We start from the raw sequence: 21,193 nt of genomic DNA, 5'->3' as shown, positions 1-21,193 counted from the left end.
TATACATTAGCATTTCCAGCATACAAATATAATGGATTTAGCATGAAAATAAGAGAAAATTCTATTTAATTCATCTTTCTTTTCTTTGGTTAAAGGCTTTTCAGAGAAGAAAAATACCTGGGTATAGAAATTATCAGGTATATTATAAAGGTAGTTAGTTATAGTGTCATCCTCAGGGCTTTGAAAAGCAATCTTATTTTTATTTCCATAAGAAGCTATATTTCTAGCATGAACGGGACTTCTTGTAGTGGAATGAAAATAGACATTATCTCCGAGCATCGAGCTTATACTACAAGGTAAATATATAAACTCCCCAGTTCCTATGCAAAGACAATTGCCAGTAGTTCTTTCTTTTATCAAAAATTTAGATATTGAATTGATTTCTTCAGAAATTTTCAAATTATCGCTAGAGGTAATTCCAAATCTACCAGTAGATTTATTATAGCCCTCAATACTTTGCGCTATTTGAAAAACACACTCTTTACTTGGAATTAGTTTAGTAGAACTTGGAGGAATAGTTATCTCGTCGCTAATAATATCTTTTGATTTACTGCACTTAATATCACCCTTTAGCAAGGAACATACCCTAACATCTATGTTTTTCTCATCAGCGAACATTTTATAGCTATGAGCATCTCGCCAGTCTAAAATAGATATTATCCCAAAATATTTCCCGGGAAGGCATTTTATTAAATTTAGTGCAGATTTACCTGTAGTAAGTTCATCGTCTATTAAAACTATATCAGAAAATTTATTAAAAAAATCACTTTCATAAGGGAAAAGCGAATGCTCTACTGCATGAGAATGTTCTTCATTAAAAAATAGTGCAGGTTCTATAGAAGTTATTTTCTCACGCGAAGTATGTATATAAGCAGCATTTGAAAAATTTTGAAATACTGATTGAGCAAGACCTGTAGCTGTCTCTGCAAAACCTATAAAAAGGGTTTTGTTTGCAAGTCTTATAGGTACTTTTAAAATGTCATGTAAACCTTGGAGATTAACAGAGGTATCCATGTTATGAGAGGCATCTAATGAAATAAGCGTATCAACTAATTCAGTAGTAGGATAAAGCACTGTGTCCTCTCTTTCATTAATCCATAAACGAGCCAAAATTCCTCCAATAATTTTTAGAGTATCTGGAATCATTGGCATATGTTTTCCTATAACCTTACTTACAAATAAAAAATCCCTCTTTTTATTTTCTCTAGCGGACATTGTAAAAAGCTTTGAAGCTGGAATGTTACATTTATTTTCTTTTATATTAAGTGATATTTGTAGGCTATTATCTATATTGTAATGAAGTGATTGATTGTAATAATTCTCTGTGTGATTTTCCATCCTCTAATACCCCCATTATTTTAGCTTTTAGTAATGTTTCTTTAGCCCACATTTCATGGGGTTTTACCTCATTCATTTTATTGGAATAATTGCTCTTTATTACACCATCAAGTGATGAACTGATAATATTAACTGCATCTGTATAGTCTTCTTTAGAAACTACCATAAGAGAATTTACTACATTTACTTGAGTTGGATGTATAACAGTTTTACCAGTTAAGCCATTGGTTCTATCTAAAAGGGTTTCTTTAATAAGAACATTATTATGAAAATCTAAAACGTTGCTATAATATTCATAAACTACGCCAGAAATAACATAATCATCTCGTTTAAAGACATTTATTATATCACTAATACAGTCCTTTATTACGGCTAAATCGTATATGGTGAAATCTTTACCTCGACGAAGACTATATAATCCAGAAAAATCTGTTCCGCCAATTCGAATGTTTAAAACATATTCTTTATAAGAATCTAAGATATGTTTTACGTGAGTAAGTTCTTCTATTCGAGTTTCTTTATGAATTATGCTGGGGGTTTCGAGTATTGGCATTCCGTACAGGGTTCTTTTATTAGATATATTGTATTCTTTTAGTATAGAAAAGTATTTTTCTCCAAGTGTAAAATCAAATTTAGGGAAAATAAAACCACAAAGACCAATTAAAGAAGATTCATTAATCAACTTTTGAAGTTGACTAACATTTCGGACTCTGATAAAAATAAGGGGTAGACTATCGATAAAAGAAGAGTTATCTTTTAAAAGAAGGCCGATACTCTTAAATAAATTAATAATGTTAGTTTCAGCTTGTACAACTTGGTCTGAAGATACGGAATCTTCAAGACAAAGACTGATGGTGTGAGTACCCATTTTGTTACTTAAAAGAATGTCCTTAAGCAAATGTTCTCGCGTTGCTGGCATGTATAAACATGCGCCTAATGAATAGGATAACTCTTCCTTTGAGGAAAATAATCCGTAAATTGAAGGGGCTTTAAAGAAAATATCTTGTGAATTATTAATATTATTAAAATATCGCATAATTGTTCTCCATTTATTATAATAAATTAATCAGTAATTTAAAGATTATAAATAGTACTGATTGTGATACAAATTATAGCATATTTCTATACACAATTACATATTACACACAGAAATTACTGAATATAGAATAAATATAAATGATCTATTCGTTAATAAATCATTAACAACAGTATGATATACTTTACACATAGAATTTTAAAAAATGGAAGTTTGCAAAAATACATAGAGTAAATAGTTAGAAATTCCGCTATATTTAAATTGAGAAAGGAGTCAACATACATGTTTAATTTTAGAAATCACCAAGAGCTTACTTGCATCGCCGAGGGAGATGGACATTTTTTTGCAAAAGTTGGTGCTATGGTGGCTTACACGGGTAATTTTACTCAAGAAAAAGTATTAGTAGATACAAATAACAATCAAAGCATATTCAAATCTGTTATGAATCTAGCTGCTAGAAAGCTGACAGGTGAGAATATTCCTATTATGAAAGTAAATGGACAGGGAAGTTATTATATGGCAGACAAAGCACAACATATTAGTATAATTACACTTCAGTCAGGTCAGAGTATAGGAGTTGAAGGAGAAAATTTACTTGCTTTTACGCAGGAGTGTAAATATGGAGTTAGATTTATGGGGTCAGGTGTAATATCTCAAAAGGGTATGTTTACATCAAATTTAACAGCTACTTCTAATAATGCGCAGGTAGTTATAACTACAAATGGAAACCCGATTATTCTAGAGTCTCCTTGCGTAGTAGATCCTGATGCAGTAGTATGCTGGACAGGCGCTGACCCTCATTTTAAAACAGATGTAAATTGGAAAACTTTTCTTGGGCAAACCTCTGGAGAATCCTATATGTTAGAATTTAATTCTCAGGGCGAAACTGTAATTATCCAGCCTTGTGAAAGAACTTCAGGATTAAATGTTGCAATAGATTAGGAGGTACGTGTTTGTGGCTATAATTATTGAAAGCAGTAATAAAAAAATAATATCTCAAAAGAGACAATATGGAAAATTAATTGTTGAGACCTCAATTATTCCCGAAAAAAAGGCAACTGTAGTAATGGGGCCAAATCAGAACACGAATAAGAATAATGCTGAAGGGTCAAACAATGTACATTCTAAAATTATTTCTGAGCCTAAAGTTAATGTCCCATTAAAGGTAAATAATATGGAAAAAAGAAAACTTGTGGATGTTACTAAAAGCATTAAATTAGCGAAAGGGCAGAAGTTAAGCTTAAATCAGAACGCTAAAAATCTTTCGAAATTAATAGTAACATTAGATTATAATATAATAAAAAATAATTATAATGAGTTTGATTTAGATGTATCGGTATTTATGGTAGATATAAATGATAAAACAGCAGAAAAAGATTTTATTTTTTATGAAAACACTAAGAGCACTTGTGGCGGAATAGTAATTAAAAAGGATCATAATACTTCTCTTAAGGAAGCTTACAATGAGTGCATACAGCTAGATTTAAATCTAATACCACCTCATATTCAAAAATTAGCTTTTACTGTAACCGTATATGAAGCAAATGAAAGGAAGCAAAACTTTGGGCAAGTATCAGATGGATATTTTAGAATTATAGCGGGTGACAATAAACAAGAAATTCTAAACTATAAATTTAATGAAAATTTATCTGTAGAAACAGCCATCGTAGTAGCTGAGATATATAGATATAAAAATGAATGGAAAATTAATTGCATAGGTAGTGGATTTAGGGGTGGGTTAGAAGCTTTGTGTAATAATTATGGGATCGATACGGTTTAGGAATTGATTGTTAGCTTTGAAATTCCTAAATATCAACATTATATAACTTATATTTAAAATAAATAAGGGACTTTACTCAATAAGTCCCTTATTTGTTTTTTGAAGAAAATCATTTGAAATTAAAGATGTTAGAAAAGAATTTTTTTGCTTTTTCTTTGGTATATTTTTTTTCGTTTTTAAAATCAGGTAAGGATAAATTGAAATTAACTTCTTCTAATCTATGAGTATCATAAAATTTTTCCTGGATTTTTCCTTCTATGTTATTATAGCCAGTAGGAGTTAATATAGTAATGTCAAATCCAAATATGTTTAAAAAACATAATACAATGGAATCTTCATCGCTAAAAATACTTTCATTATTATCATAAATAACAAGTTTAGGTATTTTTGAAGGGTAATCATACTGCTGAATTAGCTGTAGTATATTTTTATCAAGATTTAAGATGGTCATTAAAATCTTTAATTTGAATTCTTTATCTATAGTTTTTATTAGCATATCGGTTTTCATCAAATAATTTATTTTTTGTAAAATAGTATGTTGCAGGGAAGTTTTTAAATAAGAAAATTTGTAACAGCTATGATTTAGTAGTTTTTGTTTATCAATTAACCCGATATTATCAAGTACAAAGGCTAAGGAGTATAAATCGGTTTTGGAGTAGGTTACCTTAGTAAAAGGAAGTTCAGCTATAAATAATGTATTATCTGATGATTTTAACTTGAAGAAATCATTCCAATATAAATTTAAATCGCTGTGTACACCGCTTATTTTCGCGAATAAGTTTGGCATATATACGGTGCTATTCTCTACTTTAAATCCTGTGCGCAAACTAGAAGGTTCATCCCATAAAATTTTCAGCTCATAAAAGGTAGTTTTTAACGTAGTAGGGTGAGTTTCATATTTTTCAAATTGCCAAGGCTTATAAAAGCCATCATCATCGGTATATAGTGTAGCCTCTAATTCCCTTGAGGCTTTTAGAGCAATAGTTTCGTGTCTTATGAGTAATTCTTCTTTTGGAAATTCTTTTAAATGTGATTTATATGGGAGTTCAAAGCTTTTTGAAAATAGATCACTATATTCTGTAATCTCTAAAATCATATCACAGAAGGAATTTATATATATAATATCACAGCCTAATCTAGATAAAAAAATCAAGAATAAAAGCTCATGTTTTTTAATATCACCATAATATATTACTTTAGGATTAAAAATTTCATCGGACGAAGTATTTTGAAAGTCGAAATTTTTCATAAGGTTTGGAACAAATTCATAAACCCAAGAAAGTAATTTCAAAGAAAAATTTCTAACTTTGGACAGGTTTAAATTTTTTTCTTCCTTACAGTATAAATCTAATATATAGCTAAAACTATTTGCCATAGAGCAATTTAAAGTATGATTACTCGTGGGGAAAACCTTGTGTTCTAGAAATAGAGCCGCAAGCTTCCTTGTGAGTGATACATCAAAAGGATCTATATATTGCCATATGTTTAAAGTACTGGTGATTAATTTAGGATTAGAGCGTATGGGTATAGAGTCTGTGAATTTTAAATATAAACCATCGAAGATACTAAAGTTTTTGTCTAATCTAAATAGATCATTATAATAGTCATCTTCATTTTGCTTTATTCCTATATATCTATAAAAATATACTGGGATAAAAGCAGAAGATCCACCTAAAAATCCAATTCTTTTATTGGCAGGAAGGGTTAAATCATCAAATATATTTATACTGCATTTAAGGATAATATTAATAGAATCTTTAAAGGTTATGTCTAAAGATGAATTTCTGTTTTCTACAACATGTTGTTTGTTTTGATTAATAGTTTTTTGAGATTCAATAGTACCCTCTCTTTTGGCTTTAGTATTAGTAAGGTTTGTTTTAAAATTAAGATCTATTAATGGTTCAGTCTTAGGTAAAATTATGAGTTTTGAATACATATTTTCTTTATCAATTTTGACGAAATCCATATCGGATAGTGAATTAACATAAAGCACATCACAACCTAGCTTCGATAAGAATATTAAAAAATATATTTCATGTTTTTTTATCTCACCATAAAAAAGGACTTTAGGATTAATAATATCTTTTTCAATTTTAGGGTTATAATCAGAGTTTTGGAATAATTTTGGAATAAATTCTCCAATCCATCCTAAAAATTTAACAGCAAAATTCTTGATTACAGTTTCAGTAACATTAGGTTTATTTGCTAAATAAAGATCTAAGGTTTCGTCAAAACTACTTTCAATATAATCATTGAGGAAGTTGTTTTTTATGTTCGGCAGTAGTCCTTTAGTTTTAAGAATACTAATTAAAGTATTTCTTTGGAGTGGATTGGAACTAAGAAGTCCATCCCAGGGTATTTGTAATATAGAGGTAGATAAAATTGTCATTGGTATTCCTGAGGTGAATTTTAAATATGAGCTTTGAAGTGAAGTCAGCTCATCGTTTAGTTTATGTAAATTCTCATAATAGAGTTCTTTATTTTCACAAGAGCCAATATATCTATAAAAATAAATAGGTATATTAGGTGATTTCGATCTAATAAACCCAGGACGTTTATTTACAGGAACAAATATATCTTTAAATAAATTTTGTGATTCTAAAATAGATGTACTTATCTGTTTTCTAGTATTAATCAAAGTTTAACCCCCAATCTTATTTCTAGATCTATAGTACAGACTGATATAGATTTAGAAAATAAAATTAAATTTATATAAAGAAATTTAATAATAAAATGAGATTTTATTTATTAAAAATAATATACAGTTATTATAACTAGTTTATCATTTAATGTATAAAAACACTATAAAACTCTAAGGCTAATAATAGAAATACGAAAGGAAATAAAGAATACTATAAACATACTAAGACAGAGAGGATGTTATAAATTGAAAATAAATGAATCACTAGTATGCCCAAAATGTAATAGTAAAAACTTCGAAATAAAACATGAGGCAACTTATCTCTATACATATAAAATAGATACAGTAAATATAAATATAGATGATGAAGGAGCAGAAAATCTTCCGTTTTTATTTGATAATAGAGAACAGACTTGTTTCAAGGAATTTATAGAATGTAATCAGTGTGGCACCAAATATCCTTGCTGCTTTGATAAAGACAATCAAACTGTAGATTTGACTATAATGAAAAAGGCAATAAGAGCAGACAATGTAAAAAAACCTGAGTTCCTTGGGTGAAGATCCAGGGTCAACTTTTATAATTTGTATATATAGGAACATATCATGTGAAATGCGCTTCAAATAATGTATATTTTTGGGGCACACTAATATAGCTATTGAAATATACATATAATAAATATAAAATATAAACTATTTAGGAAGTGAGGGTTATGATATATTTCAATAATGTTCCAAGATATTCTTATAATATTATAAACACTTATCCACATGATGTTAATGCTTTTACCGAGGGGCTAGTATATGAAGATGGGCTTCTTTATGAAAGCACCGGAAGAATTAATGAATCCACACTACGTAAAGTAGATTTGCAAACAGGAGAGATTTTAAAGTTACACAAATTAGATAGAAATTATTTTGGCGAAGGAATTACACTTTATAATGATAAAATTTTTCAGCTAACATGGAAATCTAATGTGGGATTTATTTATGATAAAGATACTTTTAATTTAATTAATAAATTTTACTATAATACAGAGGGGTGGGGAATCACTCACAACGATGAGCATTTAATTATGAGTGATGGTACAGATGAAATATATTTTTTAAATCCCCAAAATTTTAAAAAGGTGTATAGTATTAAAGTACATGATGAATTTAAGCCTATTAAAAAACTAAATGAATTGGAGTTTATTAAAGGGGAAATTTATGCGAATGTATGGAAATGTGATAAAATTGCTAGAATTTGTCCACATAGCGGGAAAATAACTGGATGGATAGAGCTTAAAGGACTGCTAAGTCCTAAAGAATGTAAAAGAGCAGGTACACTGAATGGAATAACGTATGATAAAAAAAATAATCGCACTTTTGTAACTGGAAAGATGTGGCCTAAGATATTTGAAATAAAATTAATTTAGAGATGTGTTAATTTGTTATTATAGCTGGAGACGGGGAAATTAAAAGTTACTCAGAGATGATGAATGAAGCTCAGGCTATAGCAACAAAACGTATGGCAGTAAAAACTGAAGGTTTGAGTGCTGATGGTGTCATTAACATAAGATATGCAACTAGCGCAGAGGTTATTGCTTATGGAACTGCGGTAAAATGTAAATAGTAATAAATTATAAATATTACAAAAATAACTTTAGAAAAACACTGTAATAGTTAGTTACAGTGTTTTTCTAAAGTTAATCTTTTTTGAACAATATTTAGTTTTCTCTTTGTTATAGTAAAACTATATTCTCTTCTATACAATCGGTTATCATTTCATCTGGCCATATTGAGGAGTGAACTTCACCAATATGAGCCTTGTTTAGGAAATACATACACATTCTAGATTGGCCTATGCCACCACCCATAGTATATGGGAGCTTACCTTCCAGTAACATCCTATGGAATTCTAATGTACAACGTTTCTCACAACCTGATAATGCAAGTTGCTCTTTTAGCGCTATTTCATCAACTCTTATTCCCATAGAGGAAAGTTCAAAGGCTTTTTCTAGTATTGGATACCAGAATACGATATCTCCATTAAGTGACCAATCATCATAGTCGGGAGCTCTACCATCGTGCTTTTCGCCAGATTTTAGGTCGCCACCAATTTGCATTATAAATACTGCAAGTTTTTCTTTGCATATGGCATCTTCCCTTTCTTTTGGAGTAAGAGAAGGGTACATATCCTCTAGTTCTTGTGTAGTTATAAAGAATATTTTTTCAGGTAAAAATTGGTCTATTTCAGGATATAGTTTGTGGATATGATCCTCAGTATCTTTAAAAACTGCATAAATACTAGTTACAATTTCTTTTAATTTATCTAAAGTTCTTTCTTTTTTAAGAATAACCTTTTCCCAATCCCATTGGTCCACATATATGGAGTGAAGGTTATCTAAATCTTCATCGCGTCTTATAGCATTCATATCAGTATATAGACCTTCTCCTGACTCAAAATTATATCTATATAAAGCCATACGTTTCCATTTAGCTAAAGAATGTACGATTTCAATAGGTGTATCAGGCATGGCTTTCATATCAAAGGAAACAGCACGCTCAGTACCGCTTAGGTTATCATTTAAACCGGTGCTAGACTTTACGAAAAGAGGAGCTGAGACCCTGGTAAGAGCTAACTCTTTTGATAGCCTGTTTTCAAAATAATCTTTTAATTGTTTAATAGCAATTTCCGTATGCTTTAATCCGAGAAGTGGATTGTATCCATCGGGAATTGCAAGTCCTTTTTTGTAAGTTATCATAAATAAAACCTCCTAGTAATGTTGTGATTTTTTTTGTAATGATTATAATGGTCGTGCTAAATAATTTTGAAAATTTGAACAAAAAATAAAAAACCTTCATCCTAGTTTCTAGGACGAAAGGTTAGACTTCCGTGGTACCACCTAAATTAGCTGAAAAAGCTCACTCATAATCAGTACGGAAACAAATCTTCGATACTGCCCTATAAATAACGGTTAGGCTCCGTCCATACCTAATTTCACAAGGATTTCAGTTGGAAACTCAGAGATGTTATTCAACATAGGCTTTGTATGGAACTTACACTATAATCCACTCGCTTTAACTACTTCCTACATTTACTCTTCTCGTCACAGTTTTTAGATAAATAACTTTAAATCATTTTAACTTGCAAGATGAAATTTGTCAACCTGCAAAAATAAATGTTTGGTTTTACAGGGTACTTCTCTATGTTAAAGGACTGTAACCATTACGTGCTGTTACTAAAGTCTCTAAAGATATTGTTATTGACAAGTATATTTAATTAAATCATAATTGAAGTGTTAATAAAGGGAAGTTAGTGAAATAATTGAGGGGTGTGTATATGAAGAAAAAACATATAGATTGGATTTTGGTTATAGGGTGGATGATATTAATATTTTTGTTTTCTAGCCAAGTTGGAGAAGTATCAAGTGGAAATAATAAATTAGTTGCATCTGTATTCAACTTACTTGGATTAGATTTAAATAGCATATTTGGGACTTTGAGTGATTTTATAGTTAGAAAAGCAGCTCATTTCACTGAATATTTTATTTTATATTTTCTGTTATATAGAGCTATAAATACAAAGAAGAATCTAGACATTAAAGTTTTTATTAAGGTTATATTGATTGTGTTTTTATATGCATGCTCAGATGAGTTTCATCAAGCTTTTGTTCCGGGAAGAGGACCTGCCTTTCGAGATGTGCTAATAGATACTTGTGGAGGCCTTGCCGCATTCTTGACGATGTATATTTGTGTCACATTTAAAGAAAAATTAGCTTCTTCGAAAAAAGACCTGACTAAATTTAAATAAAATTTTGCTCCGATAGCTAATCAACTGCCCGCTTGATTAGCTATCGGAGCTTTTACATTTAAGATATTCACTTAATACCAGACAAACCAACATTAATTGATGTGTTACAAAAATTATTTCTAAGGGGTAGGGTTAAGGTTAAGGTGAGAGTAAGAAGGTCTTTATTTATAAATTAAAAGGAGATATATATTTCATGGAATATAGTAAATATAGTTTAGTAAAAGAATTATCGTCCATTATAATTACTAAATATAAATTAACCAATGAAATAAGGTTATAATAGGGGGAGATGATAAACTTTGAGTTATCCATTTGATTGCATAACCGGGTTAACAAATGAATCTAAGTAAATAATATAATCTTATAGTTATGAGAAATCACAGAGAAAACATATATTAATAGTGCATTTATAAATCCAAATTGAAATAGGGCAGGTAAATAAAATGGAATTAATAAAAGAGATATATGAAAAGGATATTGGTTACAACTATGAGGATATAGGTATTAGTTATAAGCTCAGGAAAGCATCAAGATCGATAGTATTAAATGATTCACGGAAAATAGCTTTATTATATGTATCAAAGAATAACTACCACAAATTGCCGGGCGGAGGAATTGAAGCAGGCGAAGATCGAAATATTGCTTTAAATCGCGAGGTTAAGGAAGAAGCTGGGGTTAATATTGATATTTTAGGTGAAGTAGGTACAATAATAGAATATAAAAATATGCAAAAATTACTGCAAATATCATACTGCTTCTATTCTAAAGTTAAAGGATGTATTAAACAACCATCATTTACAGATGAGGAAATAGATAATGGATTTCAATTAAAATGGGTTGCATTAGATGAAGCTATACTTATTCTTGAGAATGATACACCGGATAATTACATTGGTAAATTCATTCAAATAAGAGATTTATTGTTTCTGAAAAGGGCAGAAGGTATTTTAAAGAGCAAAAATATATAATAATTGTTAGATATTTGGTATTATCTTATTATAGTAAGGGGGTGGGTTAAAATGAAAATATATATAACAAGACATGGGGAAACAGAATGGAATAGAGAAGGCAGAATGCAGGGATGGAAGGATTCTAATTTAACTGAAATGGGAATTGATAATGCTAAAAAGCTCGGCGTAAGTTTAAAAGATATAGATTTTGATTATATTTATTGTAGCCCGCTGGGAAGGGCTGTTGATACAGCGAAGTACATTAGAGGAAATAAGGATACAGAAATAATTAAAATTGAATCTTTAAAAGAAATGGGATTTGGTATATGGGAAGGCATGGATCAAGAAAAAGTAAAAGAACTATATCCCTTGCAGCAGTTTAATTTCTGGAATAAGCCTTATTTGTATCAACCTGTAGAGGGCGAAGGCTTTGATCAATTGATTAATAGAGTAAAAAAAGTATTGTATGACATTGCGAGTAATACTATTGGTGAAAACATTTTAATAATATCACATACACTTGTAATAAAGGCGATCTATTCAATAATCAAGAATTATTCTCTTGATGGATTTTGGAATAAACCATTTATGTATGATACATGTTTAACTGTATTAGAAGTTGAAGATGAGAAAATCGAAATTATTTTAGAGGCTGATATTTCACATTTAAATTAAGGATATGAATAAGAAAACAGCATATGTAGTGATATAATTTTTAATATAAGAATATAAATTATAGTTTAAGGGAGTGAAAATTATGAAAGTGTCTCAAATAATGACTCCAGGACCCACGGAGGTAAGAGAGAACGTCAGGATGGCCAGAACTCTAGCTACTACTAATCCAGATTTAGATTTACAGTTTTATGAATTTTACAAAGAAACTTGTGAGGAAATAGGTCGGTTCTTAAAAACTAATAACGAAGTTAGAATATTAAGTGGTGAGGGGATTTTAAGTCTTGAGGCTGCATGTGCATCTCTTACTGAAAATTATGATAGGGTATTGGTAATTGATAATGGAATATTTGGAGAAGGATTTGCTGATTTTGTTAAGATGTACGGTGGAGAAGCGGTTTTTTTTAAAGGGAATAGGAAATGTAAGATAGATATAACAGAACTTGAAAAATTTCTTGAAAAAGATCATGACTTTAAATATGCTACGGTAGTACATTGTGATACGCCTTCAGGAGTTTTAAATGACATAGATAAAATATGTAATTTATTAAAGAAAAAGGGTATATTAACGGTGGTAGATAGTGTAGCGGCTATGGGTGGAGAAGATATAAGAGTAGATGAATGGAAAATAGATATAGCATTAGGTGCTTCACAGAAATGCGTTTCTGCTCCAGCAGGGCTCACTTTTTTAAGTATCAGTGAAGATGCATTTAAATTAATGCAGCAGAGAAAAAAACCAATAGCTTCTTACTATTGTAATTTACTTCTATGGAAGGATTACTACGAAAACAAATGGTTTCCATATACACCACCAATAAGTGATATCGTTGGACTAAGACAGGCTATCGATAATATACTGGATGATGAAGAGATAATTTTTAGGCATAATTCTATTGGTAAAGCTACAAGAAAAGCTGTAATGGAAGCAGGCCTTAATTTATATATTGAAGAGGGATATTCTAATACGGTAACAGTTATAGAAATACCTGAGGCTATAAATGATAAACAACTATTAAAACATATGGTTGACGAATTTAATGTATTTATAGCTGGCTCATTCGGATATCTACAGGGGAAAGTAATAAGAATAGGACATATGGGAGAAAATGCGAAAAAGGATAAAGTAGCATATACTTTACTTGCATTACAATACTCATTAAAAGCACTAGGTTTTGAGTGTGAAAAAAATATGGCTGAAGTTTTTTTAAATGAAGTATAATTAAATAATCCATTTTTAAAACAAACATAATAATAGGTATAAGATGTAGAATAAATTATAAGCCGGTGAGGAATGACGGCTGAACTAAAGTCAAACCATAAAATTCTTATATCTATATTCTAGATTTAATCTAGATCTAATGATATTCCAAAACAGGGAGTAGATATTGAAAAGGGGGGATTAGCCTATATTAATTTGAATATGAAAATGATGCTGTTGTATATGGCTTAATGGCATTAAAAGATTAAATACAATGTAATTTGAGGACGTTATAGATAAGAACAAAGTATACTAATCCTAGTGTATCAGTGTGAAAAAGATTTGATAATTAGTAGTATAATGAAGGATATTGAGTATAATTGCCATATTTAGCGAATTGGCGTGAATGTGTAATAGGTGTACATGATAGAATACTCCTTGTCGTCGCGAATGAGTAACGATAAAGGTGAAGATTGATAAATTAACATTTAACACTTTAAAAATACAATTTAAAAATGTTTAAAAAGTTGTTGACAAAACAAACAATACCTAGTATAATAGTAAAAGTCGTCAGTTGATGGCAAGCAACAAATTGGTCTTTGAAAATTAAACAGAGAAATAGGTAAAGATAGCGAAATAATATTTCGTTAAACCAGTTAATTACTTTAGTATAAAGTAAAATTTAGTCGTAAGACTAAAAAGTATGTAATGAGCTTGCGTAACAACTTAACAGTTGTCGCAGATTAATCATTTCAACTAAAAAAGTGTAAACTTTTAAATTGAGAGTTTGATCCTGGCTCAGGACGAACGCTGGCGGCGTGCCTAACACATGCAAGTCGAGCGATGAAACCTTTCGGGGTGGATTAGCGGCGGACGGGTGAGTAACACGTGGGTAACCTGCCTCAAAGAGGGGAATAGCCTCCCGAAAGGGAGATTAATACCGCATAATATGTTTTGGTCGCATGATCGAAACATCAAAGGATTTTTCTTCGGAAAATTCCACTTTGAGATGGACCCGCGGCGCATTAGCTAGTTGGTGAGGTAACGGCTCACCAAGGCGACGATGCGTAGCCGACCTGAGAGGGTGATCGGCCACATTGGAACTGAGACACGGTCCAGACTCCTACGGGAGGCAGCAGTGGGGAATATTGCGCAATGGGGGAAACCCTGACGCAGCAACGCCGCGTGAATGATGAAGGCCTTCGGGTTGTAAAGTTCTGTCTTCTGGGACGATAATGACGGTACCAGAGGAGGAAGCCACGGCTAACTACGTGCCAGCAGCCGCGGTAATACGTAGGTGGCAAGCGTTGTCCGGATTTACTGGGCGTAAAGGATGCGTAGGCGGACATTTAAGTCAGATGTGAAATACCCGAGCTTAACTTGGGTGCTGCATTTGAAACTGGGTGTCTAGAGTGCAGGAGAGGTAAGTGGAATTCCTAGTGTAGCGGTGAAATGCGTAGAGATTAGGAAGAACACCAGTGGCGAAGGCGACTTACTGGACTGTAACTGACGCTGAGGCATGAAAGCGTGGGGAGCAAACAGGATTAGATACCCTGGTAGTCCACGCCGTAAACGATGAATACTAGGTGTCGGGGGTCGAACCTCGGTGCCGCCGTTAACACATTAAGTATTCCGCCTGGGGAGTACGATCGCAAGATTAAAACTCAAAGGAATTGACGGGGGCCCGCACAAGCAGCGGAGCATGTGGTTTAATTCGAAGCAACGCGAAGAACCTTACCTAGACTTGACATCCCCTGCATAACCCAGAGATGGGCGAAGTCCTTCGGGACAGGGTGACAGGTGGTGCATGGTTGTCGTCAGCTCGTGTCGTGAGATGTTGGGTTAAGTCCCGCAACGAGCGCAACCCTTATCATTAGTTGCTACCATTAAGTTGAGCACTCTAGTGAGACTGCCCGGGTTAACCGGGAGGAAGGTGGGGATGACGTCAAATCATCATGCCCCTTATGTCTAGGGCTACACACGTGCTACAATGGTGAGTACAAAGAGATGCAAGACCGCAAGGTGGAGCCAAACTCAAAAACTCATCCCAGTTCGGATTGTAGGCTGCAACTCGCCTACATGAAGCCGGAGTTGCTAGTAATCGCGAATCAGCATGTCGCGGTGAATACGTTCCCGGGCCTTGTACACACCGCCCGTCACACCATGAGAGTTGGTAACACCCGAAGTCCGTGAGGTAACCGTAAGGAGCCAGCGGCCGAAGGTGGGATTGATGATTGGGGTGAAGTCGTAACAAGGTAGCCGTAGGAGAACCTGCGGCTGGATCACCTCCTTTCTAGGGAGTAGATGTATTGACTTCGGTCGATGCAATAGAAGAATATTAATTTGTTCTTCAAAAATATCTATTGTAATTAATCGTACCTAGTTCTCTGTTTAATTTTGAGAGACTAATTTTATCTAACTCTTAGGAGTTAGATAATGAATAGTTTTTCTTAAAATGTTCTTTGAAAATTGCACAGTGAAAAAAGTTGTTTTAAAAAAATTAAAACTACGCAAGTAGTTTATAAATTAATTTAATACAATTTCGCAAAATTAATATAACCGTCTATGTAAATAGACAGAATCAAGGTCAAGCTACAAAGGGCGCATGGCGAATGCCTTGGCACTAGGAGCCGAAGAAGGACGCGTTAAGCTGCGATAAGCTTTGGGTAGGCGCAAATAGCCTGTGATCCAAAGATTTCCGAATGGGGGAACCCACATAGTAACAACTATGTACTGCATACTGAATAAATAGGTATGCAGAGGTAGACCCGGGGAACTGAAACATCTAAGTACCCGGAGGAAGAGAAAGAAACATCGATTTCCTAAGTAGCGGCGAGCGAAAGGGAAAGAGCCCAAACCCAGGTCTTTGATCTGGGGGTTGAGGATAGATCATAAATACTGCAATTCCTTAATTGAAGATAGCTGGAAAGCTGCTCCGCAGAAGGTAATAGGCCTGTAAATGAAAAGGAAAAACAGTCAGATCTAATCCAGAGTACCACGAGACACGTGAAACCTTGTGGGAAGCTGGGAGGACCACCTCCCAAGGCTAAATACTACCTAGTGACCGATAGTGAAGAAGTACCGTGAGGGAAAGGTGAAAAGAACCCCGGAAGGGGAGTGAAATAGAACCTGAAACCGTGTGCCTACAACCGGTCGAAGCACTTTATATGTGTGACGGCGTGCTTTTTGTAGAACGAGCCAACGAGTTACGATATGTAGCAAGGTTAAGTACTTAAGGTACGGAGCCGAAGGGAAACCAAGTCTGAATAGGGCGCATAGTTGCATGTCGTAGACCCGAAACCGGGTGACCTATCCATGGCCAGGATGAAGCGGAAGTAAAATTCCGTGGAGGTCCGAACCACGTTGGTGTTGAAAAACCATGGGATGAGCTGTGGATAGCGGAGAAATTCCAATCGAACTCGGAGATAGCTGGTTCTCCTCGAAATAGCTTTAGGGCTAGCGTCGATTAATTGAGTAATGGAGGTAGAGCACTGAATGGGCTAGGGGCTGACAACAGTTACTGAACCCTATCAAACTCCGAATGCCATATACTTTTATTTCGGCAGTCAGACTGCGAATGATAAGATCCGTAGTCAAAAGGGAAACAGCCCAGACCATCAGCTAAGGTCCCAAAGTGTAAGTTAAGTGGAAAAGGATGTGGGATTTCTAAGACAACTAGGATGTTGGCTCAGAAGCAGCCACTCATTTAAAGAGTGCGTAATAGCTCACTAGTCAAGAGATCCTGCGCCGAAGATGTCCGGGGCTAAAACTTACCACCGAAGCTATGGGTGTACACAATTGTGTACGCGGTAGAGGAGCTTTCTGTACTGGCTGAAGTCATACCGTAAGGAGTGGTGGACGGTACAGAAGTGAGAATGTTGGCATGAGTAGCGAGAGTTAAGTGAGAATCTTAACGGTCGAAAACCTAAGGTTTCCTGAGGAAGGCTCGTCCTCTCAGGGTTAGTCGGGACCTAAGCCGAGGCCGAAAGGCGTAGGTGATGGACAATCGGTTGATATTCCGATACCACCAATGGACGTTATTAGAAATGGGATGACGCAGGAGGATAAGATGTGCACACTATTGGATGTGTGTCTAAGCATTTAGGCGGAGCAAGCAGGCAAATCCGTTTGCTCTTAACGCTGAGATGTGATGGGGAAGGGAATTTATTCCTGAAGTATCTGATTCCACGCTGCCAAGAAAAGTCTCTATCGAGGATATTGGTGCCCGTACCGCAAACCGACACAGGTAGGTGAGGAGAGAATCCTAAGACCATCGGAAGAATTGTTGTTAAGGAACTCGGCAAATTGACCCCGTAACTTCGGGAGAAGGGGTGCCTACGTAAGTAGGTCGCAGAGAATAGGCCCAAGCAACTGTTTAGCAAAAACACAGGTCTCTGCTAAAGCGAAAGCTGATGTATAGGGGCTGACGCCTGCCCGGTGCTGGAAGGTTAAGGGGATTACTTAGCGCAAGCGAAGGTATGAACTTAAGCCCCAGTAAACGGCGGCCGTAACTATAACGGTCCTAAGGTAGCGAAATTCCTTGTCGGGTAAGTTCCGACCCGCACGAATGGCGTAATGATTTGGGCACTGTCTCAACAACACATCCGGCGAAATTGTAGTGCAAGTGAAGATGCTTGCTACCCGCGATTGGACGGAAAGACCCCGTAGAGCTTTACTGTAGCTTAGCATTGAATTTCGGTATTGTCTGTACAGGATAGGTGGGAGACTGAGAAACATGGGCGTCAGCCTGTGTGGAGTCATCCTTGGGATACCACCCTGACAGTACTGAGGTTCTAACTGGAGGCCATGAATCTGGTCACAGGACATTGTTAGGTGGGCAGTTTGACTGGGGCGGTCGCCTCCAAAAAAGTAACGGAGGCGCCCAAAGGTTCCCTCAGCGCGGTTGGAAATCGCGCGAAGAGTGCAAAGGCAGAAGGGAGCCTGACTGCGACACTTACAAGTGGAGCAGGGACGAAAGTCGGGCTTAGTGATCCGGTGGTACCTCGTGGGAGGGCCATCGCTCAACGGATAAAAGCTACCTCGGGGATAACAGGCTGATCTCCCCCAAGAGTCCACATCGACGGGGAGGTTTGGCACCTCGATGTCGGCTCGTCGCATCCTGGGGCTGAAGTAGGTCCCAAGGGTTGGGCTGTTCGCCCATTAAAGCGGCACGCGAGCTGGGTTCAGAACGTCGTGAGACAGTTCGGTCCCTATCCGTCGCGGGCGTAGGAAATTTGAAGGGAGCTGTCCTTAGTACGAGAGGACCGGGATGGACAAACCTCTGGTGCACCAGTTGTCACGCCAGTGGCATCGCTGGGTAGCTATGTTTGGAAGGGATAAACGCTGAAAGCATCTAAGCGTGAAGCCCACCCTGAGATGAGATTTCCCATAACTCGCACGTAAGTGCGATGTTAGTAAGACTCCTGGAAGACCACCAGGTTGATAGGTTAGAGGTGTAAGCATGGTAACATGTTCAGCTGACTAATACTAATAAGTCGAGGGCTTGACCTAAATATATAATTAAAAGTAATGCGATATACTTCTTTCGTAAGAAAGAAGCGAGGCTTTGAGCGTGAGCGAAAAGACTAATTCACTGTGCAATTTTCAGAGAATATTTATATTCTCAATCTGGTGATTATGGCATGAAGGTAACACCCGTTCCCATACCGAACACGAAGGTTAAGCTTCAATGCGCCGATGGTACTGCAGGGGTGACCTTGTGGAAGAGTAGGTTGTCGCCAGGTAAGAAAAAACCGCTAAGTTATACGAGGCCACTGAAAAACTATATAAAAAAATCGTCATCTAATTAAAGATGGCGATTTTTTTATATAAAAGACTAAAAAACAAAAAGGAATTTTAAAAGATATGTCGAATTAGTATAGTAGAATAAAATAAAAGGGGCTAAACTATTATGCTAAAAGGACAATTGGAAATAAAAATAAATACATACCATAGCTTATATTCGTTAATTATTCCGAAAGATAACATTTTAAAGCAAATTAATGACCTTGTTGACTTTTCATTTGTTTATGACGAATTGATGATTAACTATAGTTCATCTATGGGTAGAGGTGCTATTAACCCCATAATGCTATTTAAATATTTACTTTTGAAAGTAATATATGAATTGTCTGATGAAGATGTTGTTGAAAGAACTCTTTATGACATGTCCTTTAAATATTTTCTAAATTTAGCCCCAGAAGAAACAAATTTAATAAACTCAAGTACACTAACTAAATTTAGAAAGCTTCGCCTTAAAGACATGAATTTATTGGATTTATTAATAAACAAGACTGTAGAACTTGCTATAAAAGAGGGAGTTTTAAAAAGTAAAGCAATAATAGTTGATGCTACGCATACCAAGTCACGTTATAACCAAAAGTCAGCAAGCGAGGAATTATTGAAACGTGCAAAAAACTTAAGAAAAACATTGTACGGAGTACATCCTGGTATTAAAGAAGAGTTACCTAATAAAGTTACAACTGGAGTACTTGAAGATATTCTTGAGTACTGCAAATTATTAATTGATACCATAAATGAGAAGCCAGAAACTGCAGCAAATCCAGCTGTGAAAACTAAATTAAACTACTTAATGGAAGCTATTAATGATGACTTAGAAAATCTAAAAATATCAAAAGATGAGGATGCAAAAGTGGGGCATAAAACTGAGGATAGTTCTTTTTTTGGATATAAATCACACCTTGCTATGAGTGAAGAACGTTTAATTACAGCAGCTGTTATTACAACTGGCGAAAAAAGTGATGGAAAGGAGCTCATAACCTTAATAGAAAAAAGCCGTGAGGCTGGTATAGATGTAAATGAAGTAATTGGAGATACAGCTTATTCTGAAAAGAAAAACCTAGAATATACAAAAGAAAATAAAATTGCATTAATTTCAAGACTAAATCCTGTAATTTCACAAGGAATGCGAAAAAAAGAAGATGAATTTGAGTTTAATAAAGATGCTGGTTTATTTGTATGTCCGGCAGGTCATATGGCTATTAAAAAAGCAAAACAGGGAAAGAAGAATGTTGGTAAAAATCAAGTGCTAACCTACTATTTTAATGTAGAAAAGTGTAAAAATTGTGTTCATAAAGATGGGTGTTATAAAGAAGGCGCTAAATCTAAAACTTATTCAGTTTCAATAAAGTCAAATACTCACAAAGATCAAATAGAGTTCGAAAAAAGTGAATATTTTAAAAAACGAGCTAGGGAACGTTATATGATAGAGGCTAAAAACAGTGAACTTAAGCACCAACATAGCTATGATGTAGCAATATCGTCAGGCTTAATTAGTATGCAAATTCAAGGTGCATTATCAATCTTCACTGTGAATCTAAAGAGAATAATTAAGTTGAAAAGCATGAAATAGGGCTTTTAAAACTTAATTATAAAATAAAAAGCATGAGATATCCAAAATATGAATATCTCATGCTTTTTCTATTCAAGCTTGAAAACTCTACTAAATAAAGAGTGCTTTTTTCAGCGGCCTCAGTTATACTTAGCGGTTTTTATTGTGCGCCTGAAATTGGCGCTTACGTGTCGGTGAAAGTCCGATGCGGGGGAATGGTACCAACCGTTAGATTAAGACAAGGGTGTCCACCGTGAGGTGGAATCTGGAGGAAGTCGGCAGCAAAACTCTAGATAGAGAATTGTAGGGGACATATTAATGCTGGATATACATGGGCAGTAGATGTCGACATCTCTAAACACTTTGATACGATAAATCATGATAAGTTAATAAGGATGCTATCGAAAGATATTAAAGATAGTAGAGTAATGTCT

At 34.5% G+C, this 21,193-nt stretch carries 13 protein-coding genes, 3 rRNA genes, 1 pseudogene and 1 other annotated feature; of the genes and pseudogenes, 13 read left to right on the top strand and 4 right to left on the bottom strand.

The features are described from left to right. Nucleotides 1-6: 6 nt before the first annotated feature. Both ACWJJ2_RS13240 and ACWJJ2_RS13235 read right to left on the bottom strand, forming a co-directional pair. Nucleotides 7-1,338 carry a phosphoribosyltransferase family protein gene (locus ACWJJ2_RS13240; RefSeq protein ID WP_462953388.1) on the bottom strand — a complete coding sequence of 444 codons (1,332 nt, stop codon included), beginning with the start codon at nucleotides 1,336-1,338 and terminating at the stop codon, nucleotides 7-9. Beyond that, nucleotides 1,283-2,374 (bottom strand): HpcH/HpaI aldolase/citrate lyase family protein, encoded by a 1,092-nt coding sequence (locus ACWJJ2_RS13235; RefSeq protein ID WP_462953387.1) that lies wholly within the window; start codon nucleotides 2,372-2,374, stop codon nucleotides 1,283-1,285. Before ACWJJ2_RS13235 ends, ACWJJ2_RS13240 begins: the two co-directional genes overlap by 56 nt. Before the next feature lie 282 nt (nucleotides 2,375-2,656). Between ACWJJ2_RS13235 and ACWJJ2_RS13230 the strand changes: the two genes are divergently transcribed. Both ACWJJ2_RS13230 and ACWJJ2_RS13225 read left to right on the top strand, forming a co-directional pair. After that, on the top strand, nucleotides 2,657-3,316 hold the full coding sequence (locus tag ACWJJ2_RS13230; protein ID WP_165413746.1) for an AIM24 family protein: 660 nt from the start codon (nucleotides 2,657-2,659) through the stop codon (nucleotides 3,314-3,316). A gap of 13 nt (nucleotides 3,317-3,329) precedes the next feature. Next, entirely contained in the window at nucleotides 3,330-4,154 is an 825-nt protein-coding gene (locus tag ACWJJ2_RS13225; RefSeq protein WP_304518646.1) for a TerD family protein, read from the top strand. Between the two features lie 109 nt (nucleotides 4,155-4,263). On the opposite strand, the gene ACWJJ2_RS13220 is transcribed toward ACWJJ2_RS13225, so the two are convergent. Further along, nucleotides 4,264-6,792, bottom strand: a complete 2,529-nt coding sequence (locus tag ACWJJ2_RS13220; protein ID WP_462953386.1) for a YceG family protein — start codon at nucleotides 6,790-6,792, stop codon at nucleotides 4,264-4,266. Nucleotides 6,793-7,041: 249 nt separating this feature from the next. Here ACWJJ2_RS13220 and ACWJJ2_RS13215 point away from each other — a divergent pair, with 249 nt between their 5' ends. The 3 genes and pseudogenes from ACWJJ2_RS13215 to ACWJJ2_RS13205 all read left to right on the top strand — a co-directional run. Then, on the top strand, nucleotides 7,042-7,353 hold the full coding sequence (locus ACWJJ2_RS13215; protein ID WP_216304206.1) for a hypothetical protein: 312 nt from the start codon (nucleotides 7,042-7,044) through the stop codon (nucleotides 7,351-7,353). A gap of 152 nt (nucleotides 7,354-7,505) precedes the next feature. Further along, nucleotides 7,506-8,210, top strand: a complete 705-nt coding sequence (locus ACWJJ2_RS13210; RefSeq protein WP_216304207.1) for a glutaminyl-peptide cyclotransferase — start codon at nucleotides 7,506-7,508, stop codon at nucleotides 8,208-8,210. Between the two features lie 32 nt (nucleotides 8,211-8,242). Continuing rightward, a pseudogene (locus ACWJJ2_RS13205) lies at nucleotides 8,243-8,407 on the top strand (heavy metal-binding domain-containing protein); the annotation flags it as partial. A 109-nt stretch (nucleotides 8,408-8,516) separates the two neighbouring features. Here the strand turns inward: ACWJJ2_RS13205 and asnA are convergent. Next, complete coding sequence (gene asnA, locus ACWJJ2_RS13200; RefSeq protein ID WP_462953385.1) at nucleotides 8,517-9,539, bottom strand: aspartate--ammonia ligase; 1,023 nt, start codon at nucleotides 9,537-9,539, stop codon at nucleotides 8,517-8,519. Nucleotides 9,540-9,645: 106 nt separating this feature from the next. Next, nucleotides 9,646-9,897, bottom strand: a binding site (T-box leader). A gap of 220 nt (nucleotides 9,898-10,117) precedes the next feature. Between asnA and ACWJJ2_RS13195 the strand changes: the two genes are divergently transcribed. From ACWJJ2_RS13195 to ACWJJ2_RS13160, 8 genes are all read left to right on the top strand, one after another. Beyond that, nucleotides 10,118-10,588: a VanZ family protein gene (locus ACWJJ2_RS13195; protein ID WP_220287423.1), complete on the top strand. Its 471-nt coding sequence runs from the start codon at nucleotides 10,118-10,120 to the stop codon at nucleotides 10,586-10,588. Nucleotides 10,589-11,031: 443 nt separating this feature from the next. Further along, on the top strand, nucleotides 11,032-11,556 hold the full coding sequence (locus tag ACWJJ2_RS13190) for an NUDIX domain-containing protein (protein ID WP_220287422.1): 525 nt from the start codon (nucleotides 11,032-11,034) through the stop codon (nucleotides 11,554-11,556). Nucleotides 11,557-11,607: 51 nt separating this feature from the next. Then, nucleotides 11,608-12,213 (top strand): histidine phosphatase family protein, encoded by a 606-nt coding sequence (locus ACWJJ2_RS13185; protein WP_216304211.1) that lies wholly within the window; start codon nucleotides 11,608-11,610, stop codon nucleotides 12,211-12,213. Between the two features lie 82 nt (nucleotides 12,214-12,295). Next, nucleotides 12,296-13,429 (top strand): pyridoxal-phosphate-dependent aminotransferase family protein, encoded by a 1,134-nt coding sequence (locus ACWJJ2_RS13180; protein WP_220287421.1) that lies wholly within the window; start codon nucleotides 12,296-12,298, stop codon nucleotides 13,427-13,429. 754 nt (nucleotides 13,430-14,183) lie between these two features. Continuing rightward, nucleotides 14,184-15,701, top strand: a 16S ribosomal RNA gene (locus tag ACWJJ2_RS13175). A 292-nt stretch (nucleotides 15,702-15,993) separates the two neighbouring features. Then, a 23S ribosomal RNA gene (locus ACWJJ2_RS13170) occupies nucleotides 15,994-18,919 on the top strand. A 116-nt stretch (nucleotides 18,920-19,035) separates the two neighbouring features. Next, nucleotides 19,036-19,152, top strand: a 5S ribosomal RNA gene (gene rrf / locus ACWJJ2_RS13165). The 16S, 23S and 5S rRNA genes sit together here, the layout of an rRNA operon. Nucleotides 19,153-19,319: 167 nt before the next feature. After that, the gene (locus ACWJJ2_RS13160; protein ID WP_462952569.1) at nucleotides 19,320-20,780 is read left to right on the top strand and encodes an IS1182 family transposase; all 1,461 of its coding nucleotides are present in this window, start codon (nucleotides 19,320-19,322) and stop codon (nucleotides 20,778-20,780) included. Nucleotides 20,781-21,193 lie beyond the last annotated feature (413 nt).

Source organism: Clostridium sp. CM039 (genome assembly GCF_055081075.1).
This window is presented reverse-complemented; position numbering and strand designations above follow the sequence as displayed.

Coding starts and splice junctions, on each gene's coding strand:
- ACWJJ2_RS13240 (WP_462953388.1), bottom strand. CDS start 1,338: ATGGAAAATCACACAGAGAATTATTACAATCAATCACTTCATTACAAT.
- ACWJJ2_RS13235 (WP_462953387.1), bottom strand. CDS start 2,374: ATGCGATATTTTAATAATATTAATAATTCACAAGATATTTTCTTTAAA.
- ACWJJ2_RS13230 (WP_165413746.1), top strand. CDS start 2,657: ATGTTTAATTTTAGAAATCACCAAGAGCTTACTTGCATCGCCGAGGGA.
- ACWJJ2_RS13210 (WP_216304207.1), top strand. CDS start 7,506: ATGATATATTTCAATAATGTTCCAAGATATTCTTATAATATTATAAAC.
- asnA (WP_462953385.1), bottom strand. CDS start 9,539: ATGATAACTTACAAAAAAGGACTTGCAATTCCCGATGGATACAATCCA.
- ACWJJ2_RS13195 (WP_220287423.1), top strand. CDS start 10,118: ATGAAGAAAAAACATATAGATTGGATTTTGGTTATAGGGTGGATGATA.
- ACWJJ2_RS13190 (WP_220287422.1), top strand. CDS start 11,032: ATGGAATTAATAAAAGAGATATATGAAAAGGATATTGGTTACAACTAT.
- ACWJJ2_RS13185 (WP_216304211.1), top strand. CDS start 11,608: ATGAAAATATATATAACAAGACATGGGGAAACAGAATGGAATAGAGAA.
- ACWJJ2_RS13180 (WP_220287421.1), top strand. CDS start 12,296: ATGAAAGTGTCTCAAATAATGACTCCAGGACCCACGGAGGTAAGAGAG.
- ACWJJ2_RS13160 (WP_462952569.1), top strand. CDS start 19,320: ATGCTAAAAGGACAATTGGAAATAAAAATAAATACATACCATAGCTTA.